The 14994-nt window shown below is 39.4% G+C and carries 14 protein-coding genes; 5 read left to right on the forward strand and 9 right to left on the reverse strand.

Annotation, left to right across the window (positions count from 1 at the left end):
• The first annotated feature begins 108 nt into the window (after nucleotides 1-108).
• The gene (locus AC1RRY_RS05745; protein ID WP_492817523.1) at nucleotides 109-960 is read left to right on the forward strand and encodes an SMP-30/gluconolactonase/LRE family protein; all 852 of its coding nucleotides are present in this window, start codon (nucleotides 109-111) and stop codon (nucleotides 958-960) included.
• Nucleotides 961-1039: 79 nt separating this feature from the next.
• Here the strand turns inward: AC1RRY_RS05745 and AC1RRY_RS05750 are convergent, their stop codons facing one another.
• Nucleotides 1040-2383 carry a RagB/SusD family nutrient uptake outer membrane protein gene (locus tag AC1RRY_RS05750; protein WP_492817521.1) on the reverse strand — a complete coding sequence of 448 codons (1344 nt, stop codon included), beginning with the start codon at nucleotides 2381-2383 and terminating at the stop codon, nucleotides 1040-1042.
• A gap of 72 nt (nucleotides 2384-2455) precedes the next feature.
• The gene (locus tag AC1RRY_RS05755) at nucleotides 2456-5533 is read right to left on the reverse strand and encodes a SusC/RagA family TonB-linked outer membrane protein (RefSeq protein WP_492817519.1); all 3078 of its coding nucleotides are present in this window, start codon (nucleotides 5531-5533) and stop codon (nucleotides 2456-2458) included.
• Between the two features lie 771 nt (nucleotides 5534-6304).
• On the opposite strand from AC1RRY_RS05755, the gene AC1RRY_RS05760 reads away from it, so the two are divergent.
• Complete coding sequence (locus tag AC1RRY_RS05760) at nucleotides 6305-6937, forward strand: 4'-phosphopantetheinyl transferase family protein (RefSeq protein ID WP_492817517.1); 633 nt, start codon at nucleotides 6305-6307, stop codon at nucleotides 6935-6937.
• Between the two features lies 1 nt (nucleotide 6938).
• On the opposite strand, the gene AC1RRY_RS05765 is transcribed toward AC1RRY_RS05760, so the two are convergent.
• The gene (locus AC1RRY_RS05765) at nucleotides 6939-7775 is read right to left on the reverse strand and encodes a transglutaminase-like domain-containing protein (RefSeq protein WP_492817515.1); all 837 of its coding nucleotides are present in this window, start codon (nucleotides 7773-7775) and stop codon (nucleotides 6939-6941) included.
• 181 nt (nucleotides 7776-7956) lie between these two features.
• Between AC1RRY_RS05765 and galE the strand changes: the two genes are divergently transcribed.
• Together galE and rfbB are read left to right on the forward strand one after the other, a co-directional pair.
• On the forward strand, nucleotides 7957-8973 hold the full coding sequence (gene galE, locus AC1RRY_RS05770) for a UDP-glucose 4-epimerase GalE (protein WP_492817513.1): 1017 nt from the start codon (nucleotides 7957-7959) through the stop codon (nucleotides 8971-8973).
• Nucleotides 8974-9045: 72 nt separating this feature from the next.
• Nucleotides 9046-10110 carry a dTDP-glucose 4,6-dehydratase gene (gene rfbB, locus AC1RRY_RS05775; RefSeq protein WP_492817511.1) on the forward strand — a complete coding sequence of 355 codons (1065 nt, stop codon included), beginning with the start codon at nucleotides 9046-9048 and terminating at the stop codon, nucleotides 10108-10110.
• 55 nt (nucleotides 10111-10165) lie between these two features.
• On the opposite strand, the gene AC1RRY_RS05780 is transcribed toward rfbB, so the two are convergent.
• The 3 genes from AC1RRY_RS05780 to rpsU form a co-directional block, all read right to left on the reverse strand.
• Nucleotides 10166-11086, reverse strand: coding sequence for a bile acid:sodium symporter family protein (locus AC1RRY_RS05780; RefSeq protein ID WP_492817509.1), 921 nt, complete (start codon nucleotides 11084-11086; stop codon nucleotides 10166-10168).
• Nucleotides 11087-11129: 43 nt separating this feature from the next.
• Entirely contained in the window at nucleotides 11130-12014 is an 885-nt protein-coding gene (locus tag AC1RRY_RS05785; protein ID WP_492817508.1) for a tyrosine-type recombinase/integrase, read from the reverse strand.
• Nucleotides 12015-12124: 110 nt separating this feature from the next.
• On the reverse strand, nucleotides 12125-12319 hold the full coding sequence (gene rpsU / locus AC1RRY_RS05790; RefSeq protein WP_492817506.1) for a 30S ribosomal protein S21: 195 nt from the start codon (nucleotides 12317-12319) through the stop codon (nucleotides 12125-12127).
• Between the two features lie 160 nt (nucleotides 12320-12479).
• Between rpsU and AC1RRY_RS05795 the strand changes: the two genes are divergently transcribed.
• On the forward strand, nucleotides 12480-13403 hold the full coding sequence (locus AC1RRY_RS05795; RefSeq protein ID WP_492817505.1) for a Ppx/GppA phosphatase family protein: 924 nt from the start codon (nucleotides 12480-12482) through the stop codon (nucleotides 13401-13403).
• A 60-nt stretch (nucleotides 13404-13463) separates the two neighbouring features.
• Here AC1RRY_RS05795 and AC1RRY_RS05800 read toward each other — a convergent pair whose 3' ends face one another.
• The 3 genes from AC1RRY_RS05800 to rplU all read right to left on the reverse strand — a co-directional run bounded on the left by AC1RRY_RS05800 (nucleotide 13464) and on the right by rplU (nucleotide 14831).
• Complete coding sequence (locus tag AC1RRY_RS05800; RefSeq protein WP_492817503.1) at nucleotides 13464-14060, reverse strand: NifU family protein; 597 nt, start codon at nucleotides 14058-14060, stop codon at nucleotides 13464-13466.
• A gap of 126 nt (nucleotides 14061-14186) precedes the next feature.
• Complete coding sequence (gene rpmA / locus AC1RRY_RS05805; protein ID WP_181842553.1) at nucleotides 14187-14444, reverse strand: 50S ribosomal protein L27; 258 nt, start codon at nucleotides 14442-14444, stop codon at nucleotides 14187-14189.
• 75 nt (nucleotides 14445-14519) lie between these two features.
• Nucleotides 14520-14831: a 50S ribosomal protein L21 gene (gene rplU / locus AC1RRY_RS05810; RefSeq protein WP_492817500.1), complete on the reverse strand. Its 312-nt coding sequence runs from the start codon at nucleotides 14829-14831 to the stop codon at nucleotides 14520-14522.
• Between the last annotated feature and the right edge of the window lie 163 nt (nucleotides 14832-14994).

Here is a 14994-nt window from a genome sequence, read left to right on the forward strand (position 1 = left end):
TATTTCTATTTTTACAGAAGCATCTATTCAAACAATTCTGATCATACAATGAAAAACAATTCAAAAAGAACGCTGGTTATACTTATGTGTTTAGCATCTTGTATAACTATGAAAGTATTCAGTCAGCAATCGGGCATTATAGCCGATGGCGCCAAGCCACAATTGGTTTCAAACCAATTTGCATTTACAGAGGGGCCGGCAGCAGATAAAAAGGGGAATGTATATTTTACAGATCAGCCTAACGACAAAATCTGGAAATATGATACCGAAGGTAAACTCTCGGTATTTTTAGATAAAGCCGGGCGATCGAACGGAACCTATTTTGACAAAAAAGGAAATCTGATTACTTGTGCCGACGAGCATAACGAAATATGGTCGATAAGTCCGGATAAAAAAGTTACGGTTTTGTTAAAGGGCTATCAGGGGCATATATTTAACGGCCCGAATGATTTATGGATAGATAAAAAAGGGGGTATGTATTTTACGGACCCGTATTTTCAAAGAGACTATTGGGAAAGAAAAAGTCCTGATCCTGCAATGAAAGGAGAAAAACTATATTATTTGCCCAAGGGTAAAAGTGAAGCCATTCTGGTTGACCCGGAGATTAAAAAACCTAATGGACTAATTGGCACTCCTGATAATAAATATCTGTATGTATCTGACATGGGGAACCGGGCAATAATCAGATACGACATCAATGCTGATGGCTCATTAAGTAATAAAATAGAGTTTGCCAAAGACCTTTCAGATGGTATGACGATTGATAACCAGGGCAATGTATATTTGGCAGGTAGGGGAGTGACTGTTTATAACGCTGAAGGAAAGAAAATAGAGCAGATTGAGGTGCCTGCTAAATGGACTGCCAATGTTTGTTTCGGTGGTAAGAACAAGGATATTCTTTTTATTACTGCCTCTGAATCCGTTTTTGTTTTACCGATGAAGGTAAAAGGTGGGAATTAAGATTAAGGCAATGTATTGCATAGAAAACAAAATAGAGGGCGCTTGCGCCCTCTATTTTTATGTTTGAGATATTGAATAATTAATACCCCGGATTTTGTACTAACGATTTGTTGGTATCTATCTCACGTTGCGGAATTGGAATAACCAGTTTATTATCGCTGAATGGCAAAGCGCCTACGTTTCTTTTCGTACGCTTGGCATCATGCACCTGCTCTCCTTCGAAGGCAAGCTCCAATTTGCGCTCTTTCAGAACATCATCTACTGAAACGGTAAGCAAAGGAATAGCACCTGCTCTTTCTCTGATTCGGTTCACATCGCTCAAAGGCGTTGCTCCCGTTGTTGTTCCTAAACGCAAGTTAGCTTCAGCGCGAACCAGATACATTTCAGCCAGACGAACCACCGGAACATCACCATATTGGTCGAGATATTTTCCTGTATAGGTGTTATTTGATGCTCTTACAAAGAAAGAACCTCTTGTATCACCAGGTCCATATAAGTTAAGGTGTTTGGTTTGTACACGAATATCTCCACGTCCCTGATAAGTGGCCGGAGCATAGTAAGTGTTCATGCTGTTTACACCATCCTGATCTGTAACAAGTATTCTAAATATTATTTCACTATCATTAGTGGCATCATTAAAGACATCCTGAAACGTCTCAGTCAAAGAAAACTGCGATCCGGCAATTACACGATTAGCTGCATCACGTGCCTCTGTATACTTGCCTTGTTGCAAATAAACTCTTGCCAGAATAGCCTGTGCGGCACCTTTTGAAGCGAAGCCAGTATTCTGAGGATTACCCAAAAGAGTTTCAGCTTTAGTTAGGTCTTCAATTACCTGTGCATAAATAGCAGCTACCGTAGCTCTAGCACGAAAATCTGTTTCTGTTATGCCACGTGTTGGAGTAGTCACTAATGGAACACCCAAATTAGTATTAGGATCACCATCCAGGTACGCTTTTGCCCAAAGTCTTACCAGATCGAAATAAACCAAACCACGAATGAAACGAGCTTCCCCTTCAACGGTGTTCTTTTTAGATGCCTCAACTTTATCCAGAGCCGATAGCACGTTATTAGAAATGTTAATGGCGCTATAGCTTTGTAACCAGGTAGCCTGTGTTTGCGTGTTGGTGGTTGTGAAGGTTTTACGCCACAACTCATCCAATGTTACAAATGTTCCGGCAAATCTTACCTCCTGATCGTCACCTAGTAAATCTCCGGAATATTGTACGGCACCACCATAAACGTTGCTGCTGCTTATGGCATCGTAAGCACCTATGAGTGTTACTTCTACCGCCTGTGAATTCGACAGTGCCTCCGATTCATCAATGGTGGCAGTCGGCAATACATTCAGCTTATTGTCGCAACTAGCCAGAAAGGCAACTGCGGCAAAAGTAAATATCCAATTTTTAATATTTTTATTCATTTTATTTTCTGATTGCTTTAAATAATTAAAATAAAGTGCTGCTTTCTATTTCATGTACTTCTGAAAAAGAAATTAGAAACTGATACTTAAACCACCCAAAATAGTTTTTGCTTGCGGGGTAGTATAAAAATCATAACCCAAAGCAATGTTTGATACAACATCATCGGCATTTACTTCCGGATCCCAACCAGAATATTTCGTAAATGTCAACAAGTTCTGACCGGTTACGTACAATCTTACATTACTCAACTTCACTTTATTAATAATAGATTTTGGAAGATTATAAGAAAGTGTAACATTACGCAAACGTATAAAAGAACCATCCTCAATGAAGCGACTTGATGCCTGTGCACCGTTATTATAGAATAAACGAGCCTGCGGCACCTTTGTGTCACGATTCTCAGGAGTCCAGGCAGCTAACTGATTAACAGTCTGGTTGTCTTCATAACGACCATTGGCTGATGAGAAACGACCCACACCATAGAAATTTAGTTTGTTACCGAACACACCATTAAAGAATACGCTTAGTTCGATACCTTTATAGCTGAAAGTATTGGTAATACCACCAATCCACTTAGGGAGCGGGCTACCTATCACCGTTCTTTGAGCCTGCGAGTAAACATTGGTTGTTGTTCTGTCTAATGAACCATCCGAATTTTTAGTGTTTTTATAGAAAAGCGCATCTCCGTTAGCCGGATCAACACCTGCATATTCTACAGTATAGAATACCCCAAGTGGCTGGCCTTCAACAGCGCGGCTCATGTTGCTCAAACCACCTTCAATTACCTGTCCTTGCAGATTAGTAATTTTATTAGTATTTGTTGAAGCATTAAAGCTTGTTTTCCATTTGAACTGGCCAACCAGGTTGTCGGTGTTTAATACAAATTCAAAACCTTTGTTAGTTAATGAACCCACGTTTTTCAACTGGGTTGAAAAACCTGAAGTACCCGGTACATTTACATTCAACAATAAGCCAGTTGTATTTTTTTCGTAGTAGTCAATCTCACCATTGATTCTGTTTTTAAGAATACCAAAATCTAAACCAATATCTATTTGGTTAGTTGTTTCCCAACTTAAGTCAGGGTTTGCTAATTGGTATGGGCGTTGGCCCGGTAATGTACCATAGCCGGCATCACCTGCGAATAATCCTAAGTGACCGAAGTTTCCAACTTCAGCATTACCTGTTAAACCCCAACTGGCACGTAATTTCAAAAAGCTGATTGCCTCAATATTTTTCAGGAAGCTTTCTTCCGTTAGAATCCATCCGGCAGATACCGCTGGGAAGAAACCATATCGATTATCTATACCGAAGCGTGACGATGCATCGGCACGGGCACTTAAACCTAACAGATATTTTTCGTTGAATTTGTAATTCACACGGGCAAAGTACGAAAGGAAATTATAATTCGATTCTGAAGAACTCGCATCTGTTTTACGGGCTGCACTTGCAATCATACGATAGGCATCAGACGGGAAATCTCTACCTTCGGCCGCATTTGTCTTTGTGAGAGAATTTTGGAACGACATACCAGCCGTTGCATCAAATGAATGGATACCAATGGTTTTGTCAAATACAAAGTAATTATTGGTGTTGTAGTTTTCTACTCTCACAAAACGGTTATAACCATAGCCAAGCGGAGCTCCGAAGTTACGTTGGGTTTTACTGTTGTAATATTGTTCTTCCTGTTGATTCAATAAATCAACAGCTAGTTCGGAACGGAATCTAAGTCCTTTGAAGAAATTATACTCACCAAATATACTTCCGATACTACGATGCACAGTAGTGTTATAATAAGCATTACCGATGTTAATAAGCGCATTGTAATATACCGGAATTGAGATATCACCCGGAGGCATACCAACAGGTAAACCTGTTTCTGGGTCAGTTGACGGAGTCATTGGGGGAAGCGCTACCAACTGCTGTGGGTTATCGAACTGACGGTCACCAGATACACGTTGGTTAAACGAACGAGTCATGCTCATATTCATACCCACATTCAGACGATCAGTAACTTTGTGGGTAAGGTTCATACGTCCTGACATGCGGTTGAATGCATTGCCCGCAAGGATACCCTGTTGGTCTAAAAGCTGACCCGAAATAAATACGGAAGTTTTCTCAGAACCACCACTAATATTTAAATCATATTGCTGTGAAGGTGCATCCTGATACGCCAGATCGGCCCATTTTGTATCCACTTGTTTAGCAGTACCTAGGGTTCCCAGACTTTGAGTAGAAAAGAAGCTTTCCATGTATGAGGTATAAGAGTCAGGGTCGCTCGTTGGGTAACCCTCAATGGCATCTGAATTGGCAGCAGCCATCCGATAAAAATCGATGTATTGCTCTGTGTTCAGAAATTGCAAAACATTGGTTGGTTTGCTTTTACCATACTGCATACCAAAAGTAACATTGGTTTTACCTGCTTTACCTCTTTTAGTAGTAATCAGAACAACCCCATTTGCGGCACGTGCCCCATAAATAGCCCCGGCTGAAGCATCTTTCAGAATCTCGATAGATTCAATATCCTGAGGGTTAATATCTACCAAGGGATTGGTGGTACTGGTTGTGATAGAAAGATTACCTTGCGTAAGCGGAATACCATCTAATACATATAATGGTTGGTTAGAAGCACTTACAGAAGATTGGCCACGGACACGTACCTGAATACCTTGTGCCAGTTTACCCGTACCCTGGTTTATCTGCACACCGGCTGCTTTACCCTGGATACTTTGCTCGAAAGTAGTTACAGGCATATCAGCTACATCAGCTCCTTTGATTTTAGCAATATTACCTGTTAAATCGCGTTTGATTTGCGAACCGTAACCTGTCACAACCACCTCGTTCAGTGTTTTGGTAGCAAGATCTAAAGCAAAGTTAACAATTCTGCGGTTATTAAGCGGTTGTTCCAACGTTGCGAAGCCAATGAAACTGGCTTGAAGAATACCGTTGGCAGGAACAGCAATTTTGTAAGTTCCGTCTACATTAGTAGTAGTTCCTCTTGTTGTACCTTTTACTGTAATTGATACTCCTGGTAGCGGACTACCGTCTTCAGTTGATGTAACTTTCCCTGTTACATCCACGTCTTGCGCATTTACCCAAATTGAGATAAATAGGAATACGCAACTTAATGAAACTCGTAAAAGTTTGTCCATTCGTAATTTAGTTTGTTATAGGATTAATTTAAAGAGATTAAAAATAAATTAAATACAAGTAAAAACCTCATATACATGAGTGAAAATTGCCGATAAATTATAAAAATCAATTATTGTACAAGACAAACCTTTTATTGTCCTAAATAATTAATAGAAATATTTAAAAATTGAATGATTGCGGCAGAACGGCCCGGGTATTTAAGCAATGTCGAGATTTCATAAAAGTCATAGGTTGGAAAATATAGTTTAGTTTAGTAATTAAAAAGGTACTCTATACAATTGGCAATAAACAGCAGTTAACTATTTGAGATGCCAAGTTTAAAAATAAACAATTATTTAGACAAAAGACGAGAAAATAAAATAATATGCTGCGTTTTGTGTAAGTAATTTTAGAAAATTTTGCCATTTATGGAAATACTTCTTCTAATCTGAACGTATTTTCTTAGATATCTGCTATTATTATTTTTATTAATTTATGAAAAATTGAGATTTATTCCTGAATCATCCGATGTGTCAATACTGCTCATCGGGCATTCAGTTTTTATGAAAATGGCAATACAGATGTATTAAGCCTGCTATATGTTTAAAGACAATGTTATCGGGTACAGGAGCAGAAGTTTTTTTTTAGTATTCATATGGCATCTTAATAGGTTATTGTTTGGATAGGATCAGAACAAATATAAAAAATTATTTTAATTCAAACCCCGACTTACAGTTTATTCATTTATTTGCGGCATTATTGATAAGGAGGCTTTAAAACAACATAGTAGTATGCCTGTTATTATAGAAAAACAATATAGCAATGATTCTTTTCTGGCTGTCTGGAAAATAGAAGAGTCGCATGACGAGTTACAGGCCATGCTTCCTTCTGAAATATTAACAGACGCCGAACTGGCAAATATTCATCATGCGCAAAAACAGGTTGAGTTTTTCTGCAGCAGATTGACCATTAAATATCTGGCCGATAAATTGGGTATACAGTATCTGGGTATAAAAAAAGATGAATGTGGCAAACCATATCTGGCAGGAGTCGACTGGCAGTTTTCTCTTACGCACACTATTGAATTTGTAGCGGTAATTATGCACAGGAGTCGGCCTTTGGGAATAGACATGGAACGGCCCAGCGAAAAATTATTGAAAATTGCATATAAGTTTTTGTCAGAAGCTGAAAGGAATGACGCTGCTAACGACCAGGATAAACTCTGTATTTACTGGTCAGCTAAAGAAGCTTTGTATAAATTATACGGCAAGCGTAAGGTTATCTTCAAGGATAATCTGCTGATTGCCCCGTTCGGGAAAAATCAGCAGATTATCAATGGTCGACTTAAAATCAATGAAATTGACGAGGATTATGAAATGGTGGTTGAAAAAATAGATAAGTACTATCTCGTTATGGTCTGCTAAATTATTCTGTCATTAGTTTCAGAATATTTTCAATTTCCTGTGCTCTTTCAACATCTGAAACCTTCTCGAAAGATACGATCAGATTGCGCAATACTCTGCATATAATATCCAGATTGGTACAAGGTTGATAAAAACTGTCCTGCGGCAGCAAATGCATTTGCTTTACATAGTTGCTTATATCAATTTTCGAGAAAATAAGCCCCCGGTTAAATACATTGATATAGAATTGTATCTGTGGGTTTTTGTAGGTTAATACAAATAAACTGGGCAGATTAACTCCGCTAACCGGCATACCCAGTCGCTTGGCTATCAACATATAAATGATACAAAGCGAAATGGGGTTTCCCTTTTTTTGCTCGAAAACCTGATTGAGCATTGAATTGGCCGGAGAATGAAAGTTCTTTGTGTTAGACACAAACTTATACTTATCAAAAAATACCTGATTCAGAATTCTGACCTGATCATGCGGGTGTAAATCATCTCTGAACTCCAGCCAGGCATCAAAATAAATATCATTCAGACTCTGCCGTAATTTTTCAAGCGTGATGTCAGGATATTGATAAGTGGCAATTATCCACATACCTTCCAGCAAGTCCTGGTGTCCGTTTTGCTTCCACTCCAGTAATCTGCTGATCAATAAGTTGTATTGCAGATCATGAATCAGATCCTCTATTTTCTTTTGTAATACCGGGTTCAATCCGTTTTCCTGCCAGTGATCTTCCAGCAAAGGAATCACCGCTCCGCCAATGGTTCTTAATTGTTTTTCAACATGTTGTACTACTTCAATGTCTTCATCGTCCAGAAGTGTTACCAACGCTTTTATTTCCGATTCTTTCATAACAAATCTTTGTGGGCCTAAATAGCTGACTGTAAGCAGGCTAACGGTTTGCTTGTGGCCGTGTTAAAACTTCAAAGCTCAATTTTTTCTAAATCCACCTCTAAATTCATACTTTTGACAAAAAAACAAATAGTTTTGCTAAAAAACTTTTTCAGAAATTTTAACCGGATATTTTAAGCTTATGAAAATCTTAGTTACAGGCGGTGCCGGATTCATTGGCTCGCATACAGTAGTTGAACTGGTGAACGCCGGTTATGACCCTGTTATTATCGATAATTTCAACAATTCGGAAAAATCTGTTCTGAAAGGTTTAAAGAAAATATTAAAAAAGCCTGTTAAATACTACGAAAAAGACTGTAATGATATAAAAGCACTGGAGCAAATCTGTAAAAAAGAAAATATAGAAGGTGTCATTCATTTTGCCGCTTACAAGGCAGTAGGAGAGTCGGTTGAAAAGCCACTTAAGTATTACGAAAATAATATAGGTTCGACCCTGAACGTGCTGGCAGTGATGTTGAAACTAAATATTAAAAACCTTGTTTTTTCATCGTCATGTACGGTTTATGGTCAGCCCGACATGATTCCTGTTACAGAAGATACACCACGCAAACCGGCTGCGTCGCCTTATGGTAATACCAAAACCATTTGTGAAGATATACTCCGTGATACCATCACTGCAGGCAACCCGTTGAAAATCATAGCGCTAAGGTATTTTAATCCGATTGGTGCCCACCCAACCGCTCATATAGGAGAGCTGCCCAGAGGAGTACCAAGCAATCTTGTGCCTTTCATCACACAAACTGCTATTGGTATCAGGCCTAAACTCACTGTTTTCGGGAGTGATTACAATACTACAGATGGAACCAATGTGAGAGATTTTATACATGTAGTTGATTTGGCTAAAGCACATGTTTCGGCATTAAAATTGCTGTCTGAAAGCAAGGATAATTTCTATGATGTGTTCAATGTAGGCACAGGCAGAGGTAATACGGTTCTTGAGGTGATTAAGGCATTTGAAAAAGTGAATAAAGTGAAACTTAATTATGAAATAGGACCCCGACGTGCCGGCGATGTAGAGAAAATATTTGGCAGTGTTGAAAAAGCAGAAAAAGTGTTAGGCTGGAAAACGGAGAAATCACTGGAAGAAAGTGTAAAAGATGCCTGGAGATGGGAAAAGAAAATAGCAAAGAATAAATAAGCGAAAGCTGATAGATTAGTAATTATATTGAGAGTTTATCGTTTTGGGTACGATCTAAATTGAATGATAAAAATGCAATCAAAACACATTTTAATAACGGGCGGAGCAGGTTTCATAGGTTCTCATGTGGTTCGTCTCTTCGTGACAAAATATCCGGATTATCAGATAGTTAATCTGGACAACCTTACTTATGCCGGTAACCTGGAAAACCTGAAAGACATTGAACATCTGCCTAACTATGTTTTTGAAAAAGGAGACATAGTAGATGCCTATTTCCTGAAAGGATTGTTTCAGAAATATAATTTTGAAGGTGTGATACACCTGGCGGCGGAATCGCATGTTGACAGGTCGATAACTGACCCGATGGCATTTGTAATGACCAACGTGATAGGTACCGTTAATTTATTGAATGCTGCCCGAGAGGCATGGAAGGATAGCAATTATGAAGGCAAGCGTTTTTATCATGTGTCAACAGATGAGGTATACGGAGAACTGCATGATCCGAAAGAGTTTTTTCTCGAGACAACCAGTTATGATCCCCGCTCGCCGTATTCTGCATCAAAGGCATCGTCAGACCATTTCGTGAGGGCATACCACAATACTTATAAGTTACCGGTAGTGGTATCGAACTGCTCTAACAATTATGGCCCGAATCATTTCCCGGAAAAACTGATTCCATTAATGATTAACAATATCATGCATAATCTGCCACTGCCGGTTTATGGCAAGGGCGAGAATGTGCGCGACTGGCTTTTTGTAAAAGACCACGCCCGTGCCATTGATGTGATTTACCATAATGGTGCCAATGGAGAAACTTATAACATTGGTGGTTTCAACGAATGGAAAAACCTTGATTTAGTACATTTGCTATGCAAAATAATGGACGAGAAATTAGGCCGCCCGGAAGGAACATCGGTTAAATTGATTACCTACGTACAAGACCGCGCAGGTCACGATTTAAGATATGCCATTGATGCCACAAAGCTTATGAATGAACTGGGATGGCAGCCATCTTTACAATTTGAAGAAGGGCTGGCCAGTACTGTAGACTGGTATCTTGAAAATACAACCTGGTTGAAAAATGTAACCAGTGGTGACTATCTGAAATACTATGAAAGCATGTATACAGACAGATAATCAGAATGTATCATATAAGCAAAAGGCGCGATTTACGCGCCTTTTGCTTTTTTATTCAGTCTACCGATTTCTTACTCCAGAAACTAGCCAGCAATGAACCATTAATGTTCATGATTGGTCCGAACAAAGCAGGTGGAACGCCCACTGTTGCCAGTTTACCCATTGCCTTGGCTAAGCCTGAGGCCAATCCTGCATTTTGCAGGCCTACTTCAATGGCTACTGTCCGGCAGTCTTGTTCAGGCAATTTGAATAGTCTGGCTCCCCAGTAACCCAGAATAAAACCGCCCACATTGTGAATAATAGTGGCAAAAACTAAAGCAATACCCACTGTCTGAAGTGATTTTTGACCGGCAGAAGTTATGACAACAAGAATAATAAGGATACCTCCCATTGACACATAGGGCAGAATTTTGTTGAGCCAGGCGCTTTGCTTTTTGAATATTTTATTAACCATAAATCCGAGAATAACCGGTACAATAATCATTTTGATGATCTCGATCATCATTTGCCAGAAATTGATATCTATGAATTGACCACCCAGAATTTTCATAAGAAATGGAGTCAGGAAAGGTGCCAGTAAGGTAGCAAAAGAGGTAATGGTAATAGAAAGCGCCACATTAGCTTTGGCAATATAAGAAACCACATTAGAGGCCAGCCCACTTGGTGAGCAGCCAACCAGAATAACCCCTGCGGCAATTTCAGCCGGAAAATCAAAGACACTGGCTATAGAAAAGCCGAGTAAAGGCATGATAATGAAATGACAGGCCAAGCCAATAATAACGGCCTTTGGCATTTTAATTACACCCAGAAAATCGTCGTAGGTCATGGTGGTACCCATGCCAAACATGATAATCTGCAATAGGGGTATGATTAATTCTTTTAACTGAAAGCCGTTGATTTCTATAAAATACTGAGGGAAAAAGTAGGCAACGCTTACTGCCAGTATAAGGCAGAGTGTATAAATGTAGTTTTTCATCAATTGTAGTTTTAGGTTGAATGTTCAGGCAGTTATGCATGTATCAGGCTTTAGGGTGAGCCTGTTGATATACTTTCTTCAATTTCTCAATCGTATTGTGGGTATAAACCTGTGTAGCAGCCAGGCTTGTATGGCCGAGTAAATCTTTAATGGCGTTCAGGTCGGCACCGCGGTTTAATAGATGCGTGGCAAAGGTATGTCTTAGCACATGCGGGCTTTTTTGCTCAAGTGACGTAACCATTGTAAGGTATTTCTTAACCAGCCTCTGAATAAACATCGGATATGCCTGTGCTCCGTTATCTGTCAGTATCAAGTAAGGTGTAGCAGCAAAATTGCTCACGAACTCTTTTCTACCATCTATATAACTGCTTATGGCTTCTGCCAGGCTCTTGTTAACCGGAATCACCCGCTGTTTATTTCTTTTACCAAGTACGCTAAGCGTGTGATTAAACAGGTTGATATCGCTTATTTTCAAACCGATTAACTCGGCAAGGCGCATGCCTGTGCCATAGAGTAGTTCCAAAACCAGTTTATCCCTTTGCCCGGCAAAATCATTTTCAAATTCAATCCCGGCCAGCATGGTTTGCATTGATTTTTCTTCAACAAATTTTGGCAGAGGCTTATCGGTTTTTAAAGTCTTGATTTTGAGCATCGGGTCGGCTGAGATGGCTTTGCGACGAAGCAGGAAATCGTAGTAGCTCCGGAGTGTGGCAATTTTCCGGTTGATACTCCGGTTGTCCATTTTTTCTTCGGCCATGCCCGCAATCCATGATCTGATCATCTGTGAATCGGCCTTTTCGGGTTCGTTTAGCTCGTATTGAAATTGCAGATAGGTAGAAAACTGCTTCATGTCGTTTTCATAGGCCGTAACCGTATGCTGACTGAGCCGTTTTTCGAATTGGATATATTGTAAAAAATAAGAAACCATACTACCAGTAAACAATTTGCCTTAAGCAATTGAAACTGCTAATATGGTTTAAAATATATCTATTTACAATGAACGACCGAAATTTAGTTTCGTGTCTATTGTCAATCGATTTAGATTTCTTCGTTGCTTCTTAGTTGTGTAACATAACGAGCATGAATAACTTCGTTACGACGCGCTACTGAAGGTTTCTCGAAAGCCTGACGTTTACGCAACTGACGCAATACACCGGTTTTTTCAAATTTCTTTTTAAAACGTTTCAACGCTTTATCAATAGACTCGTTTTCTTTTACATTTACTATTAACATATAAATACACCTCCTTTTGTTTGGGGTTGCAAATGTAGAAAGAATAGTTTATTTTTTCAAGCAATGGTCAGGTTTTTGTGAAATTTAATCGGTGCGGTGCTACAAGTGTTTTTTGAAAAAGTGTAGTTTTGCACTGCAAACCTCACCTAATTACTTCAGCATGAAAATAGCCATTATAGATTTAGGAACCAATACATTTCATTTGCTGATTGTCGAAAACCAACAAACACTTTACAGAGAGTCAATACCGGCCAAAATCGGTCAGGGAGGTATCAGCCAGGGTATTATTGCCGAAGAAGGTATTCAGCGGGCTTTGCGTGTTTTGAAGCACTTTAAGGCTATCATTGATAGCCATCAGATAGATACTGCTCAGATTTTTGCCATTGGCACCAGCGCTATCAGAAACGCCGCTAATAAAGAAGAGTTCACCAGCAGAGTAGCTGAAGAAACGGGTATAAATATACAGGTCATCTCGGGCGATAAAGAAGCAGAATTGATTTATTATGGAGTAAGGGAGGCGCTCCCGATCAATGAAACATCTATGGTGATGGATATAGGAGGAGGGAGCGTAGAGTTTATTATCGGTAATGGTGAGAAGATTTTCTGGAAACAGAGTTTCGAAATAGGAGGGCAGCGATTGATGGACAAGTTTATGAAGACCGACCCTATTTCCATGCGTTCAGTGCAGCAAATGGATGATTTTTTTCGTGAAAAACTGTTGCCTTTGGCAAATGCCTGCCATCAGTATGACCCCAAGACTTTGATTGGCTCCTCGGGTTCGTTCGATACTCTGATTGATATGCACTTTATGAATGAAAAGGGCCAATTACCACCGACTGAGCAAGTAGGGTTTGATTATTCCATTTCGGAGTTTTACACGGCTTATGATGAACTGGTGTTTAAAAATCATGCGGAAAGAATGGCGATTCCCGGAATGATTGAGCTGCGCGTGGATATGATAGTGGTAGCGGTATGCCTTATCAGATACGTAATACAGGCCTATGGGATTAATCATGTGAGGGTATCGAGTTATTCGCTAAAAGAGGGAATATTATCGAGAATTATGGCCAATCATGCGCTTTGATATTACAAAAAAAGAGACATGGCATTGCCATGTCTCTACCTAACATATTATCTTTATGTCTTAAACGCCTTCTGCTACTACTTCTTTTACCTCTGGTACCATTGTTGTTAATAAACGTTGGATACCGTCACGTAGGGTAACTGTAGACGAAGGACAACCGCTGCAAGAACCCTGCAGATAAACTTTCACTTGTCCGGTTATTTCATCAAAAGAAGCGAAGTTGATAGCGCCACCGTCTGACTCCACCGCCGGGCGCACATATTGGTCAAGCGTTGATTTGATTTTCGCCACTATGGCCGAATCATTCGCATCAATAATCAACGTGTTTTTATCAATCGTTTTCTGAGTAAAGACAGGATGGTTTTGCTCAAAATATATCTTCAGAAATTTCTTTATATCATAAACCACATCTTCCCATTCTGTATCCTCATCTTTGGTAATTGTGATGAAATTGGCTGCAATAAAGATTCTCCTCACAAACGGGAACTGAAAAAGGTCTGCTGCTAAAGGAGAAGCTTTCTCTTCGTCTGCAGTAGCAACTATGGTGGGATAATCGAACGACAATCCGTCAGGAGCCAGCTCAAAATTCAATACGAATTTCATTGAATTCGGATTGGGGCTCAGCTCGGTATATATCATTGTTTGGCGTTGAAGCATGACAATCGGTAGTATTAAATAATCTGTGTCTGTTTAAGAACAGTCGTTACTAAAAATAAGTTTGGTACAGGCATAAAAAAACCTGCCTTTATGGGGCAGGTCTCAAAATCTTTTACAGAACACTGATTAAGCTTCTGCTACAACGTTAACGAAAGATTTTCCGTCACGTCCTTTTTTAAATTCTACGATACCATCGGTTAACGCGAAAAGTGTGTGGTCTCTACCAACACCTACATTAACACCCGGATTATGTCTAGTACCACGTTGACGAACAATGATGTTACCAGCGATAGCGGTTTGTCCACCAAACAATTTAACGCCTAAGCGTTTGCTTTCTGATTCGCGTCCGTTTTTCGACGAACCAACACCTTTTTTGTGTGCCATGACCTTATTCTCTTTTAATTAGTGAATTGCAATGAATAAATGTTTTTGTTGCTGAGTATCTCACTCAACCTGCTTTTACGCTCCGATTTCGTCGATTTGAATTTTAGTCAAATATTGACGGTGACCGTTCTTTTTAACGTAGCCCTTACGACGTTTTTTCTTGAAAACGATTACTTTTTCGCCTTTAAGGTGTTCAAGGATAGTTGCTTTTACAGAAGCACCAGTTACGGTTGGAGCACCTACTGAGATAGTTCCACCGTTGTCAACAAGGAGTACCTTGTCGAAAACAAGTTCAGCGTTCGTTTCGCCCTCTAATCTATTAGTATAGAGCGTACGACCCTTTTCAACTTTAAATTGCTGACCTGCGATTTCTACGATTGCGTACATTTTTGAATGAAAGATTTACAATGAATACTGTTTTATTCTAAAATAGTTTCCGGTTGTGCCGTGAACATATTATTTAGGGGTGCAAAGTTAATAATATATTTTTGTTTTTCAAACTATTGCTTTCTATGATTTTTTTTATAAAATTGTCTTATGTTTTATCAAC

The organism is Emticicia sp. GW821-FHT11C11 (assembly GCF_058808615.1).